General features: G+C 36.4%; 24 protein-coding genes and 1 pseudogene. 12 read left to right on the top strand and 13 right to left on the bottom strand.

Features of this window, described 5'->3' with window-relative positions; all coding sequences use genetic code 11:
- Positions 1 to 62 precede the first annotated feature (62 nt).
- The 4 genes and pseudogenes from NGC85_RS07890 to argC form a co-directional block, all read right to left on the bottom strand.
- A pseudogene (locus NGC85_RS07890) lies at positions 63 to 167 on the bottom strand (ATP-dependent Clp protease adapter ClpS); the annotation flags it as partial.
- A 67-nt stretch (positions 168 to 234) separates the two neighbouring features.
- Positions 235 to 645 (bottom strand): ATP-dependent Clp protease adapter ClpS, encoded by a 411-nt coding sequence (gene clpS / locus NGC85_RS07885; protein WP_254805451.1) that lies wholly within the window; start codon positions 643 to 645, stop codon positions 235 to 237.
- A 22-nt stretch (positions 646 to 667) separates the two neighbouring features.
- Positions 668 to 1,417, bottom strand: a complete 750-nt coding sequence (locus NGC85_RS07880; RefSeq protein ID WP_005054148.1) for a DUF6776 family protein — start codon at positions 1,415 to 1,417, stop codon at positions 668 to 670.
- A gap of 81 nt (positions 1,418 to 1,498) precedes the next feature.
- Positions 1,499 to 2,548 carry an N-acetyl-gamma-glutamyl-phosphate reductase gene (gene argC, locus NGC85_RS07875; RefSeq protein ID WP_254805450.1) on the bottom strand — a complete coding sequence of 350 codons (1,050 nt, stop codon included), beginning with the start codon at positions 2,546 to 2,548 and terminating at the stop codon, positions 1,499 to 1,501.
- 346 nt (positions 2,549 to 2,894) lie between these two features.
- Between argC and NGC85_RS07870 the strand changes: the two genes are divergently transcribed.
- Complete coding sequence (locus NGC85_RS07870; protein WP_254805449.1) at positions 2,895 to 4,409, top strand: hypothetical protein; 1,515 nt, start codon at positions 2,895 to 2,897, stop codon at positions 4,407 to 4,409.
- On the opposite strand, the gene NGC85_RS07865 is transcribed toward NGC85_RS07870, so the two are convergent.
- Both NGC85_RS07865 and rpiA read right to left on the bottom strand, forming a co-directional pair.
- Positions 4,402 to 5,094: a SprT family zinc-dependent metalloprotease gene (locus NGC85_RS07865; RefSeq protein WP_254805448.1), complete on the bottom strand. Its 693-nt coding sequence runs from the start codon at positions 5,092 to 5,094 to the stop codon at positions 4,402 to 4,404. The genes NGC85_RS07870 and NGC85_RS07865 overlap by 8 nt on opposite strands.
- Positions 5,094 to 5,765 carry a ribose-5-phosphate isomerase RpiA gene (rpiA, locus tag NGC85_RS07860; RefSeq protein ID WP_254805447.1) on the bottom strand — a complete coding sequence of 224 codons (672 nt, stop codon included), beginning with the start codon at positions 5,763 to 5,765 and terminating at the stop codon, positions 5,094 to 5,096. Before rpiA ends, NGC85_RS07865 begins: the two co-directional genes overlap by 1 nt.
- 98 nt (positions 5,766 to 5,863) lie before the next feature.
- Between rpiA and ilvA the strand changes: the two genes are divergently transcribed.
- The 3 genes from ilvA (at position 5,864) to NGC85_RS07845 (ending at position 9,552) form a co-directional block, all read left to right on the top strand.
- Positions 5,864 to 7,408 (top strand): threonine ammonia-lyase, biosynthetic, encoded by a 1,545-nt coding sequence (gene ilvA / locus NGC85_RS07855; protein WP_188003189.1) that lies wholly within the window; start codon positions 5,864 to 5,866, stop codon positions 7,406 to 7,408.
- 155 nt (positions 7,409 to 7,563) lie between these two features.
- Positions 7,564 to 8,214, top strand: a complete 651-nt coding sequence (locus NGC85_RS07850) for a TrkA family potassium uptake protein (protein ID WP_254805446.1) — start codon at positions 7,564 to 7,566, stop codon at positions 8,212 to 8,214.
- The gene (locus tag NGC85_RS07845; RefSeq protein ID WP_254805445.1) at positions 8,215 to 9,552 is read left to right on the top strand and encodes a TrkH family potassium uptake protein; all 1,338 of its coding nucleotides are present in this window, start codon (positions 8,215 to 8,217) and stop codon (positions 9,550 to 9,552) included.
- On the opposite strand, the gene NGC85_RS07840 is transcribed toward NGC85_RS07845, so the two are convergent.
- The 4 genes from NGC85_RS07840 to NGC85_RS07825 all read right to left on the bottom strand — a co-directional run bounded on the left by NGC85_RS07840 (position 9,540) and on the right by NGC85_RS07825 (position 14,844).
- Positions 9,540 to 10,067: a cysteine peptidase family C39 domain-containing protein gene (locus tag NGC85_RS07840; protein WP_254805444.1), complete on the bottom strand. Its 528-nt coding sequence runs from the start codon at positions 10,065 to 10,067 to the stop codon at positions 9,540 to 9,542. The genes NGC85_RS07845 and NGC85_RS07840 overlap by 13 nt on opposite strands.
- The gene (locus NGC85_RS07835; RefSeq protein WP_254805443.1) at positions 10,068 to 11,237 is read right to left on the bottom strand and encodes a phospholipase A; all 1,170 of its coding nucleotides are present in this window, start codon (positions 11,235 to 11,237) and stop codon (positions 10,068 to 10,070) included.
- Positions 11,238 to 11,258: 21 nt separating this feature from the next.
- Positions 11,259 to 14,198, bottom strand: a complete 2,940-nt coding sequence (locus NGC85_RS07830) for an insulinase family protein (protein WP_254805442.1) — start codon at positions 14,196 to 14,198, stop codon at positions 11,259 to 11,261.
- 127 nt (positions 14,199 to 14,325) lie between these two features.
- Positions 14,326 to 14,844 (bottom strand): GNAT family N-acetyltransferase, encoded by a 519-nt coding sequence (locus tag NGC85_RS07825; RefSeq protein WP_254805441.1) that lies wholly within the window; start codon positions 14,842 to 14,844, stop codon positions 14,326 to 14,328.
- 41 nt (positions 14,845 to 14,885) lie between these two features.
- On the opposite strand from NGC85_RS07825, the gene NGC85_RS07820 reads away from it, so the two are divergent.
- The 8 genes from NGC85_RS07820 (at position 14,886) to NGC85_RS07785 (ending at position 20,740) form a co-directional block, all read left to right on the top strand.
- Positions 14,886 to 15,899 carry an adenosine kinase gene (locus NGC85_RS07820; RefSeq protein ID WP_005054164.1) on the top strand — a complete coding sequence of 338 codons (1,014 nt, stop codon included), beginning with the start codon at positions 14,886 to 14,888 and terminating at the stop codon, positions 15,897 to 15,899.
- Between the two features lie 16 nt (positions 15,900 to 15,915).
- Positions 15,916 to 16,221, top strand: coding sequence for a Rieske (2Fe-2S) protein (locus tag NGC85_RS07815; RefSeq protein WP_169110507.1), 306 nt, complete (start codon positions 15,916 to 15,918; stop codon positions 16,219 to 16,221).
- Between the two features lie 22 nt (positions 16,222 to 16,243).
- The gene (locus NGC85_RS07810; protein WP_167539072.1) at positions 16,244 to 16,855 is read left to right on the top strand and encodes an OB-fold-containig protein; all 612 of its coding nucleotides are present in this window, start codon (positions 16,244 to 16,246) and stop codon (positions 16,853 to 16,855) included.
- 558 nt (positions 16,856 to 17,413) lie between these two features.
- Positions 17,414 to 17,605: a cytochrome oxidase putative small subunit CydP gene (gene cydP, locus NGC85_RS07805; RefSeq protein ID WP_005054167.1), complete on the top strand. Its 192-nt coding sequence runs from the start codon at positions 17,414 to 17,416 to the stop codon at positions 17,603 to 17,605.
- A complete protein-coding gene (locus NGC85_RS07800) occupies positions 17,605 to 19,182 on the top strand; it encodes a cytochrome ubiquinol oxidase subunit I (protein ID WP_254805440.1) in 1,578 nt (525 codons plus the stop codon). Before cydP ends, NGC85_RS07800 begins: the two co-directional genes overlap by 1 nt.
- Entirely contained in the window at positions 19,179 to 20,324 is a 1,146-nt protein-coding gene (gene cydB / locus NGC85_RS07795; protein ID WP_254805439.1) for a cytochrome d ubiquinol oxidase subunit II, read from the top strand. The genes NGC85_RS07800 and cydB overlap by 4 nt, the downstream gene beginning before the upstream one ends.
- Before the next feature lie 14 nt (positions 20,325 to 20,338).
- On the top strand, positions 20,339 to 20,440 hold the full coding sequence (gene cydX, locus NGC85_RS07790; protein ID WP_004653762.1) for a cytochrome bd-I oxidase subunit CydX: 102 nt from the start codon (positions 20,339 to 20,341) through the stop codon (positions 20,438 to 20,440).
- 3 nt (positions 20,441 to 20,443) lie between these two features.
- Positions 20,444 to 20,740 carry a cyd operon YbgE family protein gene (locus NGC85_RS07785; protein ID WP_005059072.1) on the top strand — a complete coding sequence of 99 codons (297 nt, stop codon included), beginning with the start codon at positions 20,444 to 20,446 and terminating at the stop codon, positions 20,738 to 20,740.
- Positions 20,741 to 21,171: 431 nt separating this feature from the next.
- On the opposite strand, the gene NGC85_RS07780 is transcribed toward NGC85_RS07785, so the two are convergent.
- The 3 genes from NGC85_RS07780 to NGC85_RS07770 all read right to left on the bottom strand — a co-directional run bounded on the left by NGC85_RS07780 (position 21,172) and on the right by NGC85_RS07770 (position 23,257).
- A complete protein-coding gene (locus NGC85_RS07780; RefSeq protein WP_254805438.1) occupies positions 21,172 to 21,693 on the bottom strand; it encodes a GNAT family N-acetyltransferase in 522 nt (173 codons plus the stop codon).
- A 65-nt stretch (positions 21,694 to 21,758) separates the two neighbouring features.
- A complete protein-coding gene (locus tag NGC85_RS07775) occupies positions 21,759 to 22,442 on the bottom strand; it encodes a DUF2057 family protein (RefSeq protein WP_005054173.1) in 684 nt (227 codons plus the stop codon).
- A 218-nt stretch (positions 22,443 to 22,660) separates the two neighbouring features.
- Positions 22,661 to 23,257, bottom strand: a complete 597-nt coding sequence (locus tag NGC85_RS07770; protein WP_254805437.1) for a nitroreductase family protein — start codon at positions 23,255 to 23,257, stop codon at positions 22,661 to 22,663.
- Positions 23,258 to 23,356 lie beyond the last annotated feature (99 nt).

Below are 23,356 nucleotides of genomic sequence, written 5' to 3'. Positions count from 1 at the left end.
ATTTAATTTATGAAAAAGCTAATTATTGACTCATTCAGCAGAGGTCTTGTAAAAGTGATTTAATGCACATCTTCAAGAGTCTTCGCTTCATAGTCTAGTGTTAGCATTAGTTGAGTATCTTGGTCAAGATTCAAAACAAAGTATTGTTGTAAAAATTCAATTACAAAGAAATAATAAGAGCCTGAACGTTTAAAAATAAAGCAAGCTCATTATTTATAAAATAGATATTAAAAATTACGCTTTGGGCTCAATTTGACACAACAATGGATGCCCTTGAGAACGTGCATAATTATTTACTTGGTTGGCTTTTGTTTCCGCGATATCACGTGGATAAACACCTGCCGTTCCTTTACCTTCATAATGAACTGTCAGCATCACTTGACTTGCTTGGTCCAAGTTCATTGAAAAGTACTCTTGTAAAATTTCAATGACAAAATCCATCGGTGTGTAATCATCATTTAATAATACAACAGCATATAAAGGCGGTAGCTTCAATTCAGGTGGTGCTGTTTGTACAGCAACCTCACCCTCATGTCCCTCTTGCGAATCACTTAAACGTGGATTTAAGTGCCAATCAATATAACCAGATTGATGAAAACAATTTTTCACTTCACTTAAATTCATTTGACGTTTATATCTTCGCATATTCAATTCTTAATCTGTGAGTTTACTGAGCGTTTGCTTCGGCTTGAGGAATTTCAGACACAAAAGCTGAATTTAGATCTACAGGTGCACCACGCTGCCAACTAAATCGCTTAATCACTGGTGTACCTGCACCAGATAATCTAACTTCAATAAATTGAGGAACAAAGCCTTTAGGCATCGTCCAACGTCCAGTTAAACGCTCAAAATCATCAAAATTAAAGTTTTTGTCTTCTAATGGTATATCTAAAATTTCAGTACCTTTAATTAAACGCAATTCAACACTACCCACTGCTCTGCGTTTATTTGGGCTTACCTGAACTAGGTCAATTTGATATTCAAATGCATTTTCAGGTAAAGACTTAATCGCTAAGTTTTGAATTGTTAAACTCACACCACCACGCTGTCTAAGTGTTTCACGATAAATGGCATTCATATTTTCAAACTGTAGTTTGTCTGCATTTGCCTGATTAATGCCTTTAAATAGCTCATCTGCATTATCAACTGCCATATCTCGCTCTTGTACAGCGGCATTTAGGCTTTTACTTACAGAATCCAGAGCAGCTTTTTGCTTTTGGACCACATCGACAAGTTGTTCCGCATCTGCATCGTAACCAACAACAGTTAGACCTTGACGATGTCCAACAGTATATCCAATTAAAAAACTACTACCGATTAACAAAGCAGCAGCAATCAATAAAGGTAAATTCGTTTTTAGGAATTTATTTTTTTTAACGGAACTTTCTGGAGAAATAGTCGGTTCAGCGTTTTCCATCATCATCTCTATCGTTATGATCTACATCAAAGCACACATTTAAATCCAAATTTAAATGTGTGTGAAGTAAAAAAGCGTTTTTTATGGTAATAAACCAATTCCATTCAGACCAGCAGACTCATCAAAACCAAACATCAAGTTCATATTTTGAACAGCTTGCCCCGCGGCACCTTTAACTAAGTTATCTTGGGCAACCAAGACGATTAATTTATTTGGTTGCGGTTTATATAAAGCAATACGTAATTCATTTGCACCACGTACACTTCTAGTTTCTGGTGAACTGTTTGCTGGCATTACATCAACAAAACGTTCATTTTTATAAAACTCTTCATATAGTGCTTGTAAATCTACTTGTTGACCTGGTTCAGTCAAATCAACATAAATTGTACTTAACATACCGCGAATCATTGGTACTAAATGTGGAACAAAAATCAAATGATCAAATTGTCCTTTTTGTCCAGAAATATTCTCTAATGCTTCAATAATTTCAGGATGATGGCGATGTCCTGCAACACTATATGCTTTAAAGTTATCTGCATTCTCGCTATAAATCATGCCCAAACTTGCTTTACGACCTGCCCCTGATACTCCAGATTTCGCATCGACAATAATACTCTGCGGATTAATCAAACCGTTTTGACTTTTAAGTAATGGAGCCAAACCCAGTTGAACCGTTGTCGGATAACAACCTGGATTACCAATTACTTGAGCTTGCTTAATTTTTTCGCGGTTCAACTCAGTTAAACCATAAACTGAATCAATCAAGATATTTGGACAGTTATGTTGCATACCGTACCATTTCTCGAATTGAGACAGATTTTGTAATCGGAAATCAGCAGCAAGATCAATAACCTTAGTCCCAGCAGCAACCAACTCTTCTGCATGTTGCATTGCAACACCATGTGGCGTTGCAAAAAATACCACATCACACTGTTTAAGTTGATCCAGATCAAGATCAGAAAATTTAAGTTCAGTATGCCCACGTAAACTAGGGAACATATCTGCCACAGGTTTTCCTGCTTCAGTTCGAGATGTCAAAACACGTACTTGGACTTGTGGATGCTTCAATAAAAGACGCAACAATTCAACGCCTGTGTAACCCGTTCCACCAACAATTCCAATAGAAATCACGTGTTCTGCCTCTAACTTTATATCAGTTATATAGTATGGCAGTTTGATCAATTTTTCTCAATGCATAAGCCTATAAGTTATATGGTATTTTCAGCAGCAATAGTTTTTATTAATAATTCACAAATAAGTTTTCTTTAAGGATGAAAATGAATAATTAGTATCTAATTCTGTATAAAAAGATAGATATAAATATTCGCTATTCGACTAAAAACAGTGTAAAAGATGTTTAAAATGCAAACATTTTACCACTGGTCAAGAAACGCTATTGAATCACCTTAGTATTCGCATAGAATAAAAAGCGAGTGGTAATAATAAATTTCATGGATGTAAATTTTGGAGAGCTGGAATGCCTTCTTTGAGATCAAAACAAAGATTAAATCAATGTATCATTTTAGGTGTAAGCACCCTTTTCCTTAGCTCAGCTTTGATAGGATGTGGAAGTGGTGAAAGTGAAGCGAAAATTCAAACCACCCCACCGTCGCCTTCGGAACCTAAGCCAAAAAATTTCGAAATTAAAGTACCACTAGAAATGAGAGATGTGATCATCAGAATATTTGATAATTTTGATAACTCATTAATTTTAGAGCAACAAGTAACTACTACTGATAATTTAAGCTTAACATTACCAAAAGTTCTCAATCTAAATCATCTTTACAGAGTAGTAATTTCTAGTAAACCAAATTCAACTATATATGATTTTCAAAGTGGCCAATACAAAACTTTAAATTCAACTTTTCATAGTTTAGTAGAGGTAAATACGAGTAACCTCACGCAGAAAATTTTTATTAACCCAAGCTCCGAAGCTATTTTTGAAAGATCAATGATTCGAGCTGGTGGACTACCGCAAGACGTTCAAGACCCAAGCTTAATTAAAGTGTTACACTTAAGACTAGCAACAGAGGATGTAAACTATGCTCTTGTGGGCTCAATGAATAATGACATAAAAAATCTTTCACCATCAACATCAACAGAAGTATTTAAGCCTATTAACTTCAATAACCAAAGTACTTATGTGAATACTTATATAACATTTGGCTATGTTCAATTTTGGAGTGAAACCAATTCACAAGAACCCTATATTGAGTTCACAAAAAATTTAGCTATAGATCTAAGGGATGGATATCTAGATGGGAAAAAACTACGTGGCGACTCATCCCCTTTAATTTCTTTGATTAAAGAAAATGTTGATAACATAGATCCATCAAAAAACACGTTAATCAATATAAGTAATAATCAAAAAAATATTAGAGATTTATATGCATATGAGCTAAAAAATGCTGTCCTTAAACTTGCCCAACTTTATGAACAGCCAACTTTTAATCCATCTGGATATCAAAGTTTACTACAAAAGCAATATTCTGGGGCTACACCACAAACCGATTCTAAAGAAGTAGTACGCGTAGTTGGCGCTGGTGATTATAGGCGTGCTGTTGGATTTGTAGACACTACAGCAACTTGTAATGGTTCTATTTATCCTTGTAAACAAGGCTTGACTGGTATCAATATCATTAATCCAAATTTACCATCTATTGAATACTTAATCGGTCATTATCAAGATACAGTTAACAATTGCCAATTAAACATTCGTGCCAATGGAACACTTGAGTTAATTAAAGGTTCACAAATTTATCGTTCAGTTTTAGATGCGGATAGTACAGATAATTTATTACAGGTCGATAAAGCAAATAATCAGTATATTTTAAACAGTAGCTCTACTGAACCAAATAATCCAACCTTGCAATATACATTTGTTCAAGTTCAAATTAAGTCAAACCAAGTCATGAGTGCTAGTGCTGGGCTTGATAGTAGAAAAGCACCAGACCAACTACAAACCACGCAATTAGAATGTAGTTTTAGTTAATAGACCACCAAGCAGGCAATTGAGTACTTTTTAATTGCCTGCGATGCTCTAAATAATTTCTATCACGTTTCGCAACTTCCCCCCAAAAAGCAGCACTGTGATCAAAATGTTTAGTATGTACCAACTCATGGATACAAACAGATCGGACAATATTTTCTGGCATTAGTACTAAACCTGCATTTAGCATAATGTCATGTTTTGAGGTACAACTTCCCCACCTTGTTTTAGGTCTTCGAATATTACATTCTTGATATATTAATCCAACTTCTTGGCTGACACTTTTTAGATATTCTGGAAGAAATTGCTTTGCATAGCCATTAACAGCAGCTTGCACAGCTTTTTCCACTTCCTGATTTCGAATAAATAAAATGTGTTTCTCCCAATCAAATTTAAAAATATGACGTTGTTGCTGCTGCATTATTTGAAAAGCTTGGGAGTGGAAAAATAAATATAATTGTTCTGGAATCGTGATCGTTCCGCTAATTCTATTTTGTTGCTGCGACCAAGTCTTAATCAACCACTGTTCAGACTGATTCAGAAATTGCTGAATCTGTTTTTTACTGCACGATAAAGGCACTGTTAAACGAATACCAGTTGGCTCGACACGCAAGCGCAAATTTTTTGCCCTTGCGTGTCGAACGATTTTTATTTCAGGTAATTGCGTTTCCAATGAAACTGAATCCATTATTGTGCTGTTCGCTCTTCGATCCCATGATCAGTTGCAACGACTGCAATGGTTGCCGGGTTCAAGGCAAAGATTCCATTGGTCACAACACCAGGAATATTATTGAGTGTTCTTTCCAACTCAAGTGCATTTAAGATATTTAAATTAAATACATCCAAAATCACATTGCCATTATCCGTCACTACGCCTTCACGATAAACAGGATCACCACCTAAAGCGACGATTTTACGTGCAACTGCTGAACGCGCCATTGGAATAACTTCAACAGGAAGCGGAAAATCACGACCTAATTGCTCTACCCATTTTGAGTCATCAACAATACATATAAATTTCTTGGCAATTGAGGCAACAATTTTTTCACGCGTTAACGCTGCACCACCACCTTTGATCATATGCATATGACGATCAATTTCATCTGCACCATCAACATAGGCATCTAAACCACCAACTGAGTTCATATCGACCACTTCGATACCTAACTTTTTTAAACGTTCAGCAGTAGCCGTTGAACTTGCCACAGCCGCCTCTAATTGCAATTCAGGCAACAAATCAATTAAAAAATTAACGGTACTACCTGTTCCTACCCCCAAAATGCCGCCTTTAGGCAAATGTTTCAAAGCTGCTTTTGCCGCAGCTTGTTTCTTTTCATCTTGGGTTGCATATAGACTCATGACTTCACTCAACTATTTTGACATTTGCACTAAGAAAACAGCGCAAATGTACAGGGGTTTGCTACAATGATCGCCTATTTTAAACTGTTATAGGGAAGATGAACATGCTGTCTCGTGTGGTACGACAAATTTTACAAGCAACTGTTTATGATGTTGCGATTGAAACACCGCTTGAAGCAGCTCCCCGAATTAGTCAAAAAATTAATAATAACATTCGCTTTAAACGTGAAGATTTACAACCTGTATTTTCTTTTAAATTACGTGGTGCTTATAACCGTATTAGCCAGCTTCCAAAAGACCAACTTGAGCGTGGCGTTATTTGTGCTTCGGCAGGTAACCATGCACAAGGTGTTGCTTTATCAGGGAAAAAATTAGGTATTCATGCGATTATCGTGATGCCAAGCACAACACCTGACATTAAAGTTCAAGCGGTTAAAAATCTTGGTGGTCAGGTCGTTTTACACGGCGATAGCTTTGATGTTGCCAATAAGTATGCAAAACAACGTGCAGAAGATGAAGGTTTAGTCTTCATTCCTCCTTACGATGATGAACTCGTCATTGCTGGACAAGGCACGATTGCCAATGAAATATTGCGTCAATGGCGTGATGTTGAATATGTTTTTGTTGCTGTTGGTGGCGGCGGACTGATTGCAGGTGTCGCTGCCTATTTAGGTGAAGTTGCGCCACATGTCAAAGTGATTGGTGTCGAATACGAAGAGTCTGCGTGTTTAAAAGCTGCTCTTGAATCCAATGAGCGTGTGATTTTAACTCATGTTGGCTTGTTTGCTGATGGCACAGCGGTTGCTCAAATTGGTGAATTGCCTTTTGAAATGATCCGTTTATCTAAATCAGATAATTCAGGCCCAATTGTTGACCCAATAATTGTTACGGTAAATACAGATGAAATCTGTGCTGCAATCAAAGATACCTATGATGAAAACCGTAGTATTGTTGAACCTTCTGGTGCAATGGCTTTAGCTGGCATAAAGAAATACGTAACAGAGCACCAACTGACTGAAAAAAATATGGTGTCTATTGTTTGTGGTGCAAACATGAACTTTGACCGCTTACGTTATATTGCTGAACGTACCGAATTAGGTGAACGTAAAGAAGCAATTTATGCTGTGACCATTCCTGAACAAAAAGGTGCATTCCTTAATTTCTGCCGTTCATTACAGGGTCGCAATATTACCGAATTTAACTATCGCGCAAGTGACAGTAATATAGCGCAGGTTTTTGTGGGTATTAGTCTAAAAGGCGGTGAAACCGAGCGTCACGAAATTCATGAAATGTTAAAACAACAATATGAAGTTGATGACTTATCTGATGATGAGGTCGCAAAACTTCATATCCGTTATCTGATCGGTGGGCATGCAAATATCGAAAATGAACGTTTATTTCGCGTTGAATTTCCAGAACGTCCAGGTGCATTATTAATGTTCTTGGAGCGCCTAGGTCCTACCCATAACATCACTCTATTCCATTATCGAAATCATGGTGCAGCAGAAGGTCGTGTACTTGTAGGTTTACAGGCGACTGATGCAAAACAAAATCCAGATGGTTTGATCGAAACTTTAGAGAAAATCACATATCCGTATGCTGAAATAAGCAACAATATTGGATACAAGCGTTTCCTTAAATAATCCGCCAACAAAATAAAGCTGACATGATGTCAGCTTTATTTTTAAGTGAAATAATTCACATAGTGGTTTCAACACACAAAATCATTACAAACTAGAAAATTGATAACACTTAAAATAAATAAAAAGATATTTTTATCATTTAGTTAAGGATCACTATGGCACAATTCGCAGTCATTGGTTTAGGTAGTTTTGGTGCAACTGTCGCATTAGAGTTAACCAAACTTCATCATGATGTCATTGGGATCGACACCATTAAGAGAAATGTTGAAAATCTAGCCGATCAAATCACACATGCTGTTATAGCAGATGCAACAGATGAACATGTTTTAGAAGAACTTAATATTCAGAATTGTGATGCAGTTATTGTTGCTATTGGTGAAGATATTGAAGCGAGTATTCTTTGTGTACTTAATCTTAAAAATTTAGGTGTTGAAAAAATATTAGTCAAGGCTAAAACAAAAGCACATCATACAATTTTATCTCACCTAAATATCACCAAAATCATTCATCCCGAAGAGGATATGGGTGTACGCGTTGCTCAAGCACTGAATTATCCAATGGTCAGTCGTTACATGGCTTTGGATGATGATCACTATATAATTAAAGTCCCAATCAAAGAAAAATTACAAGGTGTGAACTTATTTGGATTGATGCAACTATCACCACAAGTTAAACTTTTATTAGTTAAAAGAAATAATCAAATTTTCTATGAAACTGATAGTAGTTTTACTTTAAATCAAGGTGATGTACTCATCCTCGAAGGTTTATTAAAAGATCTAAAAAAACTTTCTGAGTGCTTTCAATAAATGAAAACCAAAACACATCGTCAAAAGAAATTTAATCTAAGTCCACCTTCAATGCTTGCGGTTGGATTTTTAAGTTTTATTGTAATTGGAACACTTTTACTTAAACTTCCCTTCGCCAACAAAGGCAATCTGAGTTGGATGGATGCTTTATTTACAGCAACTTCAGCTGTAACGATTACAGGTTTATCTGTAGTGAATTTAAACGAATCCTTTAATCATTTCGGGCAATTCATTATCTTATTATTAATTCAGTCTGGCGGTTTAGGTTTTATGACCTTCGCAATTTTGGCAGCCTTAAGTTTGGCACCTAAGATTGGATTAAGACAACAAATGATGGCTCAAGATAGCTTAGGTCAAACCAGCCTATCCAAAGTTACTTTTGTAGCAAAAGGTGTTGTCATTTATACACTTTTTTTTGAGTTGATTGGTGTAGTTATTTTAAGCACTTCTTTTATTCCCATCTATGGTTTTGATCGAGGACTTTATTACTCAGTTTTTTACAGCATATCAGCATTTAACAATGCTGGTTTCTCACTTTTTGATAACAGTTTGATTAATTTTCAAAGTCATTATTTAATTTGCTTAACCATCAGTACACTTTACATTTTAGGTGGAATAGGTTTTCTCGTTCTGATTGATGTAAAACAAAATAAGAGATGGAGTAAACTGAGTCCCAACAGCAAACTCATATTAAGCACGATAGCTATTTTAAATTTGATTGCTTTCATTCTGATCTGGTTATTAGAATCAAATAATCCTCTGACATTAGGCTCAATGCCTGTAGGCGAACAGGCGATGAATGCTTGGTTTCAAGCAACTGTTCCCCGCTCTTCAGGCTTTAATACAATTGATACTGGTGCGATGGAGCATAGTACCGCTCTCTTAATGATGTTGCTCATGTTCATTGGTGGCGGCTCTCTTAGTACCGCAGGTGGAATTAAGGTGGGCACTTTTGTGGTTTTATTGCTGTGTGTACTTTCATTTTTACGTCGTAATGAAGAAATTCGTATCTTTAATCATTCAATTTCTCATGAAACGACTTACAAAGCCCTTGCTGTTAGTGCTATTACAGGAATGCTGGTATTTATAGGGTGCTTTATTATTTTCTTATTGGAGCCAAAATTAGATGTGATGGATTTGATGTTTGAAGTTGTCTCAGCAGCTTGTACAGTAGGTTTATCACGTGGCGTTACAAGTGAGTTGCATGATGGTAGTTTATTTATATTGAGTCTACTCATGTATACGGGAAGACTGGGTCCACTCACGCTTGCATATCTCATAGCCACTCCGAAAAAAAGCCGCTTGAAACATGCAAATGCTAATATTCAAATTGGATAATAATTTACCGGTTGCTCAATCACAATTGCTTGCTGGCAAATCCCTTCGGCTTGATGTTGTTGTTCAAATACGTATTTGGACATCACATCAAAATGATCACAAAAACTGATTTCGCTTTCATCCATTGAATAGACAAGGGATTGATTACCTACGCCTTGTAAAGTGTCATAAAACACGATCACAAATTTACCTTCTTCATACTCCTGTTGAAGCTGAGGATACGTTAAAGCAGCTTCAATAGGTATTTGGAGAAGCTGAGCATCGAGATAAATTTGCTTTTCATTTTGATCCATATCGGGATCAGGCGCAGTATAAAATGAGACGTTAAAGCCTAATTTTTTCAGTGCCACAGCCAAAGCGATTGTAAAAGTTCCCTCTTGATGATCATGTCGACATAATCGAATCAGATCAGCAATATCAATATTTGTTTGATATTGCTTTAAAATCAACCAAACGGCGAAAACTCCACAATTTGCTTCAAGCTGCAATAATGGTTCTGGAATATTTAAACTCATTTAATACCAATTCATTAATGAGACACCAAGCCCCGCGTAAGTCGCGCGATGGTTGTAATCAATCAAACTTTCACCATAACCATCAAATAACTGCAAATGTCCGCGCAATTTGCCTTTAATCGGGAAAGCCCAATCAAATTGAACAGCACCATGCGAACGATCACCACCTTTTAATGAATGACGCAGCATAAGAGAAAATTCATTCGCATTATGACGATAAAATGCGGTTAAATCACCACGTCCCATATAATCTTTAATATCAGGATTATTATCATCTTTTGCATCTTCTTCTACTCGATACCAAGGACGTAACATCAATGCAAAATTATCTTTTTCAAAGCCTAGATTGAAAATAACGCGATTCCAACTACGTGATAAAGGATCAGAACGACCATTAGATTGGTGATTTAAAGTTACACCAAGTAAACGTGCATTTAGACCGAGAATTTCATAGTTTGTTCTAAACATCAAACTTGCTTCAGGCTCATAATTCGTTTCTCGAAATGGGCGTGATTCTTCTGAGTTATATACTTGCCATCTAGAAGATTGTGTATATCCCAACCATAAATCACCATTGTTCCCGAAAATATTTTCCAACGCTTTAGTTTTCAGTGATAGTTGAAATTTAGCTTCACTTGATGTTAGCTCTTGTTTATCTGTTACCGTATTTTGAGAATTTGGACTACTTGGGAATTCGTTTTTATCACTCGTCCAAAATACAGGAAGTAAATAAACAGGTTGGTATCCTCGAATATTCCATACCCCTAATTTACTTTCTTCCGACAGTTCCCAACGTCGATCAAGTAATGAAACATTCGGATCAAACTTAGGCGCGGCACTGAACAAATGCAAATCACTCACCTTTTGAACAACTTTTTCTTTTAAGCTTTCAGGCTGTGATTGCTGATTTTCAATTTTAGCAACTGTTGGAGATGCTGCGATAACGGGTTCAGATACCTGAGGTTGAGCTTGAATAACCGTTGGGGCTTTAAACAGACTGTCATAACAAGCCAAACGATCAGCACTAGATGCTAATGCAACACAAGCTTCAGCAGTTGCAGGGCTTGCAGGTTCAGTAACTTGAGCACTTGCATATGAAGTAGTTAAAGAGCTAAGTATGGCAAGCACACTTAACTCCAAATGACTACGTTCAAAAGATTTGAACGCCATAAATTTCTCCGATGCTTTATTTTAATTCACTTGTTGAATTTTAAATCCAAGTTTTTGCAATTCATCTCGTTTTGCAAATGGTGCTACAACAGCTTTTACTGGTGTTTGCTCCAGTAAATATTGTTTTGCTACACGTTTTAAATCATCTAAATTTACATTTAATAATCTTTCACGCAAAGTTTTTCTGAACTTTGGTGTGCGCGCATGTAATAAAGCATAACAAGCCGTAATGGCTTCTCCAGCAGGCGAACCTGGTTTATCCATGCTTGCCACTAATCCTAAAATCGCTTCTTCAAGTTGATGTGCTTGTTGCTCTGTATTTAATAACCATTGAACACTCGCTTCAAAATCACTAAAAGTCTCTGCTAAACGTGGATCTCGATAACTATAGAAACGGAATGAACAAGCATTTCCATCATAACTTGCCCCACCACCATAAGCGCCGCCTTTTTCACGGATTGCACTATGCAAGAATCCATTACGCAAATAAGCAGCTAAGACCATAAGCGAAGCAGCATCAGGGTGAGCAACATCTACTGCTTGATATGCTGCACAGCAGAATTGAACATTTGCTTGAATCAACCAAGCTTCATCATGATTTGTATTGATTTGCTCTACTTGAGTTAAAGCAACCTCTGTTTTATCAACAGCTAATTTATCCCAAACATTCTGAACCTCTTCAACCAAACGATCAGATTGATGTTCTTCACAAACCAATAAGAATTGTTTAGGTGCCTGCATAAGTTTTCGATGAATCGATTGTAACTCAACAATCAGTGCGTCATAAGCTGCATCATCTTGATCGATCTTAGCCACCAGCTCACTTAACCAATTTAATGCACCTAAACCAGTATTATGATAATCACGGCGAGCTAATGCACTCATTTGACGAGAAGCAGCCTGCATAGCATAGCTATGACCGGAACCAGATAAACGCGAATGCCAACGTGTTTTTCGTTGCTGTAACAACTCAATAATTCGATCTTTTTCATCAAAACGAAGCTGTTCAAATGCAAGTTTTAACAACTGAATCGCATCAAGTTTTTGTGTAAGCGATTTTGTGGTCAAGGTTAACCAAGCGCTAATTCGATCTTTATCATCAACCTTACTACGTAAAGATGCTCCCATTCCCAAACCACCGCTAACAGCTGTTTGGATTTGCTGGAACTCCAAATAATCATACTCACCTGCACCAACCTCTCCCATTAAAATTGAGAGTAAATTGAAGTAAGGCGATTGTACGATCTCATCAGGAATTTGAATCAAGACTTGTTGATAATAAATTCCATTGGTACCTGCATGATATAGATTTAGAGGCGTGTCCAATCCATTACAGATAATCTCACGCAGTTGACCTTGTACAATTTGCAATTCAGCGGGTATATCATCTAAACCTACTTTAGGCAACAATTCTAGGTTGTCAGGTGTGTCTTGACGTTGTTTTAACGCCTCCGTCTTTTCTCTAATCTCAACTTTTTCAGCATCTGTTAGATTCGCAGTAATTTGAGCAAGTCGATCTTTTTCTTCTTGCTGCTCATTTATAGATTTCGTCGCGTCAGGTACAAGTGTCATTTGCACTCGATGAGGATTATCTAATAAATGAGTTTGAATTAAATTGGATAACCACATCGGGTCTTTTAATTCTTCTTTTACCTGCTCAATTGCACCATCAACATCCCAAACATGAATTGGGTCATTATGATGAATTGCACTGCCTAAACCATTTAAAATTAAGCTCAAACCATACGGTGTGCCATCACCATTAATTTCACGTTGATGTAATTCAATTTGATGAAGAATTGCTTCAACTAAATCAGTATCAATGGGTTTAGAAGCAACTTCATTTAAAATATTTAACACGCCATTTTTAAATGTTTCAGCATGTTCGGCATCTGAACCTTGTACACCACAATAGAAAGTCATTTCAAAGTTACTATCATCTACACCCATCAAAGGGCCAGTAGACTGCGCATAACCGCATGTTTCTAAATAATGACGTAATGGCGAAGCAGAATTTTCTAATAAAATTCCTTCAACTAAACGCATACCTAAGCGAAGTTTAATATCACTGGTTTCTGGCAATAACCATGACATAACATGATACGTTTTATCTTTTAAATCTTCGCTATCGACCGCATAACTTTCAGTCACTTCAATTGGTGCAGTTAGGCGTTGCTCTGGTTGAGAATATAATGTTGTCCCTTTTGAAAATTTGTGCAAAGCCAACTTTTCAAATTGCTCTTGCAACTCGTAAGCACTTTGATTACCAAAAGTCATAAATACCGCATTACTTGGATGGTAATGCGTTTTATAAAATTCAACCAACTGTTCGTAGCTTAAATCGGGAATGTCTTTAGGATCACCGCCGGAGTTGTAGTGATACGTTGTTTTAGGGAATAAATGATAAGCAAGCTGATGATAGAGTTGATCTGTAGGGGAACTCATTGCTCCTTTCATTTCATTAAAAACAACACCTTTATAAACGGCTTGATCATTTTCAAGCTCGATACGAATACCTTCTTGAGCAAAATCCAATGGATTTAAATTCGCAGCGAAAGCAGCATCTAAATATACAGACAATAAGTTTTGAAAATCTTTTTTATTTTGAGTTGCAAAAGGATAAGCTGTCCAATCTGCAGCAGTGAATGCGTTCATAAAAGTATTAAGCGAACGACGAATCATCAAAAAGAATGGATCTCGTACAGGAAATTTCTCAGAACCACATAAAGCAGTATGTTCTAAGATGTGCGCTGTACCTTTTGAATCCATAGGTTGCGTTCTAAATGCAACCAAAAATACATTTTCATCATTCGTAGTTGCCAAGTGGTAATGTGCCGCACCTGTCACTTTATGCTTATATTCTGAAACTTGAATATCCAGTGCTTCTACATGATGTTGACGTAATAGCTGAAACGCAGGGTGAATCGTTTGAGTTATGCTTTCAGAAACATCGACCGTCATGTGATCTCCAATTTATCTATCTAAGTAATTACAATTGATAATAAAGAGTCTACCTAAGAATAGATATCGATATCCATGTAAATTACTATGTTTTTGTAGAAAAAATCAGCGAGTGCGCTTAATCATATCAGTTGATGATTTTCCTAAAAGTTGTTTTATATAAGGCAACGTATTCATATCCATTCTTAAGATAAAACTGCGCTGCGTCACCTGTATCAGTATATAAGTGCAGCTCAAAAAAGTATTTTTGGGCAAAATTTTCGATTTCTTTTAATAAATGACTTCCAATTCCATATTTTCGAAAATTCGGATGAACATAAAAACGACGCAAACGACCGATCATAGTTGAATGATTGTATGGATCTTGATTTAACCCACCTACTGCGGCGAGTTCATTGTTCATATAAGCAAAAAATAATCCTTCACCCTGTTTATTAAAACAATTATCTTTGGAAATAAACTCTTGTTTTAATCTTTTGAGAAATCGAAACCCCTCTTGTTCAGAAAAATCAATAAGAATATCAATTTCTTTCAACAGATCTAAAACTCTATAGATAGTGACTCGATTCGACACTTCCAACTTTTTCTCCTTTTTATAAATAATCTCACCTGATTTTTCGCTACAAACTACAGTAAATCTGAGCATTAGTGTAAACTTTGGTTTTTGTTTTTACTGTGATGACAAACATGGCAACTGTTGATCTTTTTGCAATTGGAAATGCACTCATTGACCAAGAATTTAAAGTCTCTAATGAGTTTTTAACACAGCAAGCATTGCAAAAAGGCACAATGCAGTTAACCGATGGTGATACTCAAGCAACCTTATATCAACAATTACAACAAACCCAAGTCTACAAAGGACAAGCCAGTGGCGGTTCTGCTGCAAATACTACTGTGGCATTTAGTGCATTAGGCGGATCCGCTTTTTATGGTTGCCGAGTGGGTAATGATGAACTCGGATCGATTTACCTCAACGGATTAAATGAAGCAGGAATTAAGACTGCTCAACAATCTATTAGCGAGGGTGTTACAGGTACCTGTATGGTACTGATTAGCCCTGACTCAGAACGCACGATGCATACCTACCTTGGCATTACGGCAGAACTTAGTGATGAGCAAATTGATTTTGAACCACTTAAAACAGCTAAATGGCTCTATATTGAAGGATATTTATCGACCAGTGATACTGCACGCACCGCGGTAAAGCAAGCTCGTGAAATTGCAAAAGCAAATGGGGTTAAAATTGCTCTTTCATTATCAGATCCAGCGATGGTGCAATATGCTCGCCAAGGATTAGAAGAGTTAATGGATGATGGCGTTGATCTACTCTTCTGTAATGAACAAGAAGCTTTAATGTTTACCAATACTGAAAGTCTTACTGCTGCAATTGAAGCTTTAAAAATCAATAATCAACATATCGTGATTACTCAAGGTGCAAATGGAGCGACAATTGTTGATCCAACACAACAATTCCATGTTGCTGGTCGTGAAGTAAATGCTGTAGATGCCAATGGTGCTGGTGATGCATTTGCGGGTGCTTTTCTCTATGCAATTAATACAGGTTTAAACTTAGTTAATGCTGCACAGCTAGCTATACTTATTTCAAGTGAAGTTGTCGCTCAGTTCGGTCCGCGTTTAGAAGTAACGAACTATGCCAAACTTTTTGAACAATTTAAAAATGCTCAACAGGAATGTGCTTAAAATGGAAAAAATTTGCATGACTGAAGAAGTACCTGAGCGTGAGTCTCGTGCATACGACACCATGAAAGGTACAACAATTTTCATTACCCAAAAAGATGGCAGTTTTTATGCCTATCAGAATGTTTGTCCGCATTTACAAACAGAACTTGAGTATCTTGAGAATCAATTTTTAGACCAAGACCGTGAATATATTCAATGCTCTACGCATGGGGCTTTATTTTCTGTAGAAACAGGTGAATGTATATCTGGACCATGTCTCGGTGACTTCCTAGAAAAAGTTAAGTTGGAAGTTCATTCTGATGGTGGTATTTATATTGATTAATGTTCAGTAAATGAATTCTGCAATGACTGAGTTTTTTCTTAATTACTATCTAATGCCATTTCATATGAGCGTAGTAGCTTTGATTATGCTGAGCATTGCAGAAACCATTGGAATATTTATAGGCTTACGTCCGAGTCATCTTGTCAAAAGGCTGACTCCCGACTGGCTATTGAACTCTCCTTTGTTAGATGTAAAATTTTCTAAATACCTCATTTTTGTTTTTTTGCTGATTAATTTTAGCTTTGCAGGTTATTTTTTAGAATTATCATTTTTTGCTCTACAGCACTATTTCATTTCACCTTATTATCTTTTTATTCCTGCATTAATTATTGATATTTTCTTTACTGTATTTATGATCCACTGTTTAGATCAGGTCATAAAACCTAAAGTCACACATACTCATACCAATCTAGTGGGGCGATTAGCTACGATCTCTACAGGAAATGCTCGCCCTGGGTTTTCAGCACAAGCTAGAGTTAGGAATGAATTCGGACAATTGTATTATGTTCAAGTAGAACCCGAGTACGGAGAACTTGAACTCCAATCACAAGTACTTTTAATTAGTCAAAAGTCAAATTCACATTATTTGGCAAAAAAAATATCCACATCTAATAAATTATTTACTGCAGATTAAGTCATTTAGACAATACAAATAAGAAAAATTCCTATTCAAAAACACAAATTTACAAATTTTTACAAAAATTCTTCTCTATCATTAAGTTTTTATCATTCTTTTTTTAACAACACTTTTTTAAAGCTTTCATAGCAATTGCTCGTCTTCATCAAATTTAAATTTTAGGTAAAAACTTTACTAATGTGCTAGGAATTCATCACCTAATGCAGTTTAAATGATGGCTTTATGTAATCAAAATATTAACTTGTTGTAAATATTGATATTTTTATAATCAGACTATTTTAATAGGTTTTAATTAAAATTAATTGTTTTTAAATCCAAGCTTTTTAATAAACTTAAATAGAATAAATACAAGTGTTTTAATCAGAATTAATAATAATACCCTATCATTTTAGTTGGATAAAAATAGAAACACTTTAAATAATAATATATTAAAAATATAATATTGTTTTTAATGATTTTTTAATTTAAATAATCAAATTATCCTGTAAAAGTTTATTTTTATTCAATTATATTTAATAATGTTTCACATGATTTTAAAATATGAGAATCGGTTCTATGAGCACAAGTTCTCAAGATCCAAATCGGCGATTAATTCGAGAGATTACAATTATTCTTATTATTAAAATTGTATTACTCCTCGTAATTAAAAATATCTGGTTTGATGCTCCCACCATTCCAAAAGATTTTAATAATGAAGTTGCCGAGCGTATTGCTGGTGACATGTCCAAAACTCAGGAGACACGTTGATGATTTCTGAAAGCGTGGTCGATCTCTCGCGGTTTCAATTTGCTATGACCGCGATGTATCACTTTCTTTTCGTCCCTTTAACTTTAGGTTTAGCTTTTATTCTTGCCATCATGGAAACCACTTATGTGATTTCTGGTAAAGAAATTTATAAAGATATGACCAAATTCTGGGGAAAACTCTTTGGGATTAACTTTGCCTTAGGTGTTACCACTGGTCTAACAATGGAATTCCAGTTTGGTACGAATTGGGCTTATTACTCTCACTATGTAGGCGATATCTTTGGAGCTCCGCTTGCTATCGAAGGCTTAATGGCTTTTTTCCTTGAATCTACTTTTATCGGTCTATTCTTCTTTGGTTGGGATCGCCTATCTAAAGTTCAACATTTAGGGGTCACGTGGTTAGTCGCTATTGGCTCGAACATGTCTGCACTATGGATCTTGATCGCCAATGGCTGGATGCAAAACCCTGTTGGTGCTGCATTTAACTACGAAACGATGCGTATGGAATTAGTGGACTTTGGTGCATTGATTTTTAACCCTGTTGCGCAAGTCAAATTTGTTCATACAGTTTCTGCTGGTTATGTAACAGGTGCAATCTTCGTCCTAGCTATTTCAAGCTATTACCTATTAAAGAAACGTGATTTACCGTTTGCACGCCGTTCATTTGCAATTGCTGCAATTTTTGGTTTAGCTTCAACATTATCTGTGATTTTACTTGGCGATGAATCAGGCTATGAGTTAGGTGATGTTCAAAAAACCAAACTCGCTGCAATTGAGGCTGAATGGCACACTGAGCCTGCGCCCGCTGCATTTACTTTATTTGGTCTCCCGAATCAAAAAGAGATGCGAACTGATTATGCAATCAAAATTCCTTATGTGATGGGAATAATTGCAACGCGCTCGACAGATACTCAAGTCACAGGTATCAAAGACTTAATGAGAGAGCATGAGATTCGTATTCGTAATGGTATGGTTGCATATAGTGAATTAGAAAAACTTCGTGCAGGTGACCGCTCGCCAGAATTGTTGGCTTCATTTGAGAAAAATCAAAAAGACTTAGGTTATGGTCTGTTATTGAAAAAATATTCTCCAAATGTGGTTGATGCTACTGAAGCGCATATCCAAGCTGCGACCAAAGATACCATTCCAAATGTAGCCGCATTATTCTTCTCTTTCCGTGCAATGGTCGCTTCTGGCTTCCTTATGCTCTTGTTATTCCTGTTAGCGACATGGGCTGTAGCAAAACGCAATGCCGAAGATAAACCTTGGTTACTCAAGTTTGCTTTGTTTGCCCTTCCACTTCCTTGGATTGCAGCGCAAACAGGTTGGTATGTCGCAGAAGGTGGACGTCAACCTTGGTCTATCGGTGAAATTCTCCCAACGCACTTATCAGCTTCAAGTATTAGTACCGCTGATGTATGGGGATCAATCATCGCTTTAGCAGCATTCTATACCGTACTTCTTATTATTGAGATGTACTTGATGATCAAATTTGCTCGTTTAGGTCCAAGTTCTTTGCATACTGGTAAATATCATTTTGAAAAACTAGAAGCAAAAACTGGGGAGGCTCAATCATGATCGAATATGAACTCCTAAAAATTATCTGGTGGGTCCTAGTTGGTGTTTTACTGATTGGTTTTGCCCTCACCGATGGTTTCGACATGGGATCAATGGCTCTCATGCCATTTGTCGGTAAAACGGATTCAGAACGCCGAGCAGCAATCAATACGATTGCGCCTCACTGGGACGGCAATCAGGTTTGGTTCATTACTGCTGGCGGTGCGCTCTTTGCAGCATGGCCTATGGTTTACGCTGTTGCCTTTTCAGGTATGTATTGGGCGCTCTTATTAGTCTTATTCGCCCTATTCCTTCGCCCTGTCGGTTTTGACTATCGCTCGAAGTTAGAAAATACACAGTGGCGTACATCTTGGGACTGGGGGTTATGTATCGGTGGTGCAGTGCCAGCATTGGTCTTCGGTGTAGCCTTTGGTAACCTGTTTTTAGGCGTACCCTTTAGTTTAGATGACACACTACGTTCACAATATACGGGTAGTTTCTTCGCGTTGTTAAATCCATTTGCACTGATTTGCGGTATCGTTAGCTTATCCATGTTGTGTGCTCATGGTGGAGCATGGTTAATGCTTCGTACTGATGGAAACTTACATAACCGTTCTGCCAAAGCTACACAAATTATGGCAATTGTGTTCCTTGTGTGCTTCTTAGCTGCTGGTGCATGGTTATTGTTTGGCAATATTTCTGGTTATAGCTATGCTACTGCTGTAAATACTAATGCTGCATTAAATCCACTTGCTAAAGACATTGTGACCAATACAAATCATGGTTGGTTAAATAACTATGCAACTTACCCAATCACTATGGCTGCACCAATCTTTGCGATCCTGGGTGCGTTATTGGTGATTATTAGTGCAGCAAAACATAAAGCAGCTTTGAGTTTCATGGGCACTAGCCTGATGATTGTTGGAGCAATTTTAACAGCTGGTTTCTCATTGTTCCCGTTCTTATTGCCTTCAAGTATTGATCCAACATCCAGCCTAACAATGTGGGATGCTGTTTCTAGCCATAAAACACTTGGCGTGATGACCGTTGCTGCCTGTATTTTTGTTCCACTCATTTTGATTTATACCTCTTGGTCGTATTACAAAATGTGGGGAATCATCTCAAACAAGCACATTGAAGAAAACTCTCATAGTTTGTACTAATCAGGAGATGTGGTATGTGGTATTTTGCATGGATTCTAGGTGTTTTGATGGCATGTTTCGCTGGAGTGCTTAGTGCGCTTTATATCGAGCACCACCAAGACTTAGATGAGGAATAATAAATGGCTGAAGTCGTGTCAACATCGAAGAATAGTAAAGCGCAAGTCATTGCAATGATCATCTCGTTTTTGTTGGCATTGCCTCTCGCAGCTATTTTATTGGTACATCCTGCACTGATGCTAGATGAAAATGGTCACTACAATCATAGTTTGCTTATGTTGGTGATGATTGGAATTTCAGGTGGTTTCATTCATGGTGTTGGATTTATAGCAAGGTTTTGGTTATGGAAATGGTTATTTAGCCCATATATTGCGTGGCCTTTAATGATCTTAGGTTATTACACTTGGTTAGGTAATTAATTTCAATTCGAACAAAAAAGAGGAAGTCTTACTTCCTCTTTTTATTTGAATTACGCCATTTCAATGTCATTACAAATCAATTGCATTAAATCAAATATAAAAAAATAACAAATACTAAAACTCTTTATCAATTTGAATTTTCAGTTTTTTTTGATATAAAGCGGATTGTACAGATACACAAGTACTATTTGGATTGTTAACTAGAATAACCGTCAGTGGCGTAAGAACATTATTCGCATAGATATAAAGAAAAACCCTTGAAAACTCCATATGGTCTTCCACTTATCCCAATCTAATTTTTGTAATTGATGTGCCCAACAAACCTATTCATTAAATGACAAAAAGTCCTAGACTGTGATTACATTATCAAAAAACTTGTCGAATACGATCAAAGCCACCAGAAAAGAAAAACAGCATTAAAACAATTTGTTTTATGCAATCAATTTCTTCATTTCAATCAGTTGAATCGGAGCTAATGGTTGACCAACATCAGCATCTATAGGATAAGGCTCTGTATGACCAGTAATCTCATAACCACGACGTTGATAATATGCAATTAACTCACAACGAACATCTAATACATACATAATTAAATGTCGAATTTTCGAATAATTCTGTGCAATATAAGCTTCAACATAATTAAGCATTTCTCTGCCGTAACCTAAATTTTGAATTGTTGGATCAATCGCAAAAGTCCCTATTTCAATGGTACGGTGATCAAAAGTTAGCCCTATACAACCAACCAAAGAACCTTGTTGATTTTCACCAACAAGTAATTCAAAATTTGATTGATTTAGGTCTCTACTTAATTGTTCTGCGCTAATCCGTTTTCCTTCTACAAATGATTTTTCTGTAGTCCAACTTCGATCAGACTGAGCCCGATAAGCCAAATTAATTAACTTAACTAATTGCTCTATATCATCAACTTTTGCATTTCTAATATTTAAAGACATTTCTATTTTATACGCTCAATAAAAAGCCGATGATAACATCGGCATTTATTTAAATAGCGGATTTATTAATTCGTTTGACCTGCTAACCAAGCCATAAATTTTTGACGCTCTGATTTAGATGCTTTTTGCCATAAATCAACCAATTGCTGATCAGTTGTTTTAATAGTACCTGTAGGCGCAGCTGTTGTAACTGCAACAGGAACTGTAGAGACAACTTGAGAAGTATTGCCAGCATAAACAGGGGCAGGCTGATTAACTGTGTTATTTTTATTTTTTTGTGTCAAATCTAGTGTGCGACTCAATAAATTACTACCTGTGAACCAAGGTTGGGCTTCGTTATTTGCGCCTGTTTGTTGCACTACAAGTTTCTTATTTTGATCATATAAGGCCACTGTGGGTTGATCAGCATATTTTTTTGCAGAATCAAAATCTTTTGGAGCATTCACAAGCGCTAAATTATAAGCTTGATTATCCTTTAAATCAGTTGCTTGAATCGTGACTACACCAGATTTAACGATATCATGCTCACCATTTAAATGTTCAAAATATTCACGATAGCGTAGATTGACTGTTAAATTACCAGCATCTACTTGATAGTTATTCTTTTTTGAAGGAATCAAACCATTATTTACTTCTTGACCATTCACAGCAAGAATCACGATTTCTTCAGGTGCAGTGATTGTGACCGCTGAAAAAACTGAACTACTCAATAATAACCCGAAAGCAGCAACACCAACTCTTAAAGACATTAGACTCTTCTCGATAAAAACAATTTATGAAACCGTATGCACTATGCTATGCGATTGTGACCATTTTATGACATAAAACCAAACTGTCTATTCCATCGATTTGGCTTTTTTAAGATATATACATCATTTCTTATGCTAAGCACTATAGTTCTTTTGGCGAATACTCTGTGCAAATAAAAAAGAGCACTTAATAGTGCCCTTTTAAATATTGAATTAACTTAGTTAAAAGTTTTAAAACGAGCAGCATCATCCATATAGGTTTTTTCACCAGCAGTAGCTTCAATAGAACCAAATACTAGCTGTGCACGTAGTTTCCAATTTGATGGAATATCAAATGTTTCAGCCACTTCAGCGTCAACAATTGGATTATAATGCTGTAAAGAAGCACCTACCCCAATTTCAGATAATGCAGTCCAAGTTGCAAACTGTGCTATTGCAGTCGAATGTTCAGACCAAACTGGGAAATTATCAGCATATAATGCAAATTGCTCTTGTAAAGCTTTTACGACATCTTGATCTTCATAGAATAATGCTGTACCAAAACCTGCTGAGAAACTATCAATTTTTGCATTTGTACCTTCAAAGGCTTCAGCAGGTACAATTTTACGCAAAGTTTCACGTACAATATTCCAAAAATTGGTGTGAGATTCACCAAATAAAGTCACAACACGTGATGTTTGAGAGTTAAATGATGATGGGCTTTGTTTAACCGCCTCACGAATCGTTTCTTCGATTGTTGCCTGATCAACCGATACATTTTTTCCAATTGCATAAATTGTACGACGTGCTTTGATGCTATTTAGAAAGTTACTCATCTTGTTATGCCTCTTTTACCCTTAGGGTGTTATCTTGGATTGAATGTAGTTTATAACGGCTCATTTTAATGGAACAGCCCAATAAATATGACAGATCGT

This window comes from Acinetobacter sp. Z1 (assembly GCF_024296945.1).
GTDB classification, from domain to species: Bacteria; Pseudomonadota; Gammaproteobacteria; order Pseudomonadales; family Moraxellaceae; genus Acinetobacter; species Acinetobacter beijerinckii.
This window is presented reverse-complemented; position numbering and strand designations above follow the sequence as displayed.

Bases quoted from the DNA above. Each gene is read 5' to 3' on its own strand.
- clpS (WP_254805451.1), bottom strand. From the start codon at position 645: ATGCGAAGATATAAACGTCAAATGAATTTAAGTGAAGTGAAAAATTGT.
- NGC85_RS07880 (WP_005054148.1), bottom strand. From the start codon at position 1,417: ATGGAAAACGCTGAACCGACTATTTCTCCAGAAAGTTCCGTTAAAAAA.
- NGC85_RS07870 (WP_254805449.1), top strand. From the start codon at position 2,895: ATGCCTTCTTTGAGATCAAAACAAAGATTAAATCAATGTATCATTTTA.
- NGC85_RS07865 (WP_254805448.1), bottom strand. From the start codon at position 5,094: ATGGATTCAGTTTCATTGGAAACGCAATTACCTGAAATAAAAATCGTT.
- rpiA (WP_254805447.1), bottom strand. From the start codon at position 5,765: ATGAGTCTATATGCAACCCAAGATGAAAAGAAACAAGCTGCGGCAAAA.
- ilvA (WP_188003189.1), top strand. From the start codon at position 5,864: ATGAACATGCTGTCTCGTGTGGTACGACAAATTTTACAAGCAACTGTT.
- NGC85_RS07850 (WP_254805446.1), top strand. From the start codon at position 7,564: ATGGCACAATTCGCAGTCATTGGTTTAGGTAGTTTTGGTGCAACTGTC.
- NGC85_RS07845 (WP_254805445.1), top strand. From the start codon at position 8,215: ATGAAAACCAAAACACATCGTCAAAAGAAATTTAATCTAAGTCCACCT.
- NGC85_RS07840 (WP_254805444.1), bottom strand. From the start codon at position 10,067: ATGAGTTTAAATATTCCAGAACCATTATTGCAGCTTGAAGCAAATTGT.
- NGC85_RS07835 (WP_254805443.1), bottom strand. From the start codon at position 11,237: ATGGCGTTCAAATCTTTTGAACGTAGTCATTTGGAGTTAAGTGTGCTT.
- NGC85_RS07830 (WP_254805442.1), bottom strand. From the start codon at position 14,198: ATGACGGTCGATGTTTCTGAAAGCATAACTCAAACGATTCACCCTGCG.
- NGC85_RS07825 (WP_254805441.1), bottom strand. From the start codon at position 14,844: ATGCTCAGATTTACTGTAGTTTGTAGCGAAAAATCAGGTGAGATTATT.
- NGC85_RS07820 (WP_005054164.1), top strand. From the start codon at position 14,886: ATGGCAACTGTTGATCTTTTTGCAATTGGAAATGCACTCATTGACCAA.
- NGC85_RS07815 (WP_169110507.1), top strand. From the start codon at position 15,916: ATGACTGAAGAAGTACCTGAGCGTGAGTCTCGTGCATACGACACCATG.
- NGC85_RS07810 (WP_167539072.1), top strand. From the start codon at position 16,244: ATGACTGAGTTTTTTCTTAATTACTATCTAATGCCATTTCATATGAGC.
- cydP (WP_005054167.1), top strand. From the start codon at position 17,414: ATGAGCACAAGTTCTCAAGATCCAAATCGGCGATTAATTCGAGAGATT.
- NGC85_RS07800 (WP_254805440.1), top strand. From the start codon at position 17,605: ATGATTTCTGAAAGCGTGGTCGATCTCTCGCGGTTTCAATTTGCTATG.
- cydB (WP_254805439.1), top strand. From the start codon at position 19,179: ATGATCGAATATGAACTCCTAAAAATTATCTGGTGGGTCCTAGTTGGT.
- cydX (WP_004653762.1), top strand. From the start codon at position 20,339: ATGTGGTATTTTGCATGGATTCTAGGTGTTTTGATGGCATGTTTCGCT.
- NGC85_RS07785 (WP_005059072.1), top strand. From the start codon at position 20,444: ATGGCTGAAGTCGTGTCAACATCGAAGAATAGTAAAGCGCAAGTCATT.
- NGC85_RS07780 (WP_254805438.1), bottom strand. From the start codon at position 21,693: ATGTCTTTAAATATTAGAAATGCAAAAGTTGATGATATAGAGCAATTA.
- NGC85_RS07775 (WP_005054173.1), bottom strand. From the start codon at position 22,442: ATGTCTTTAAGAGTTGGTGTTGCTGCTTTCGGGTTATTATTGAGTAGT.
- NGC85_RS07770 (WP_254805437.1), bottom strand. From the start codon at position 23,257: ATGAGTAACTTTCTAAATAGCATCAAAGCACGTCGTACAATTTATGCA.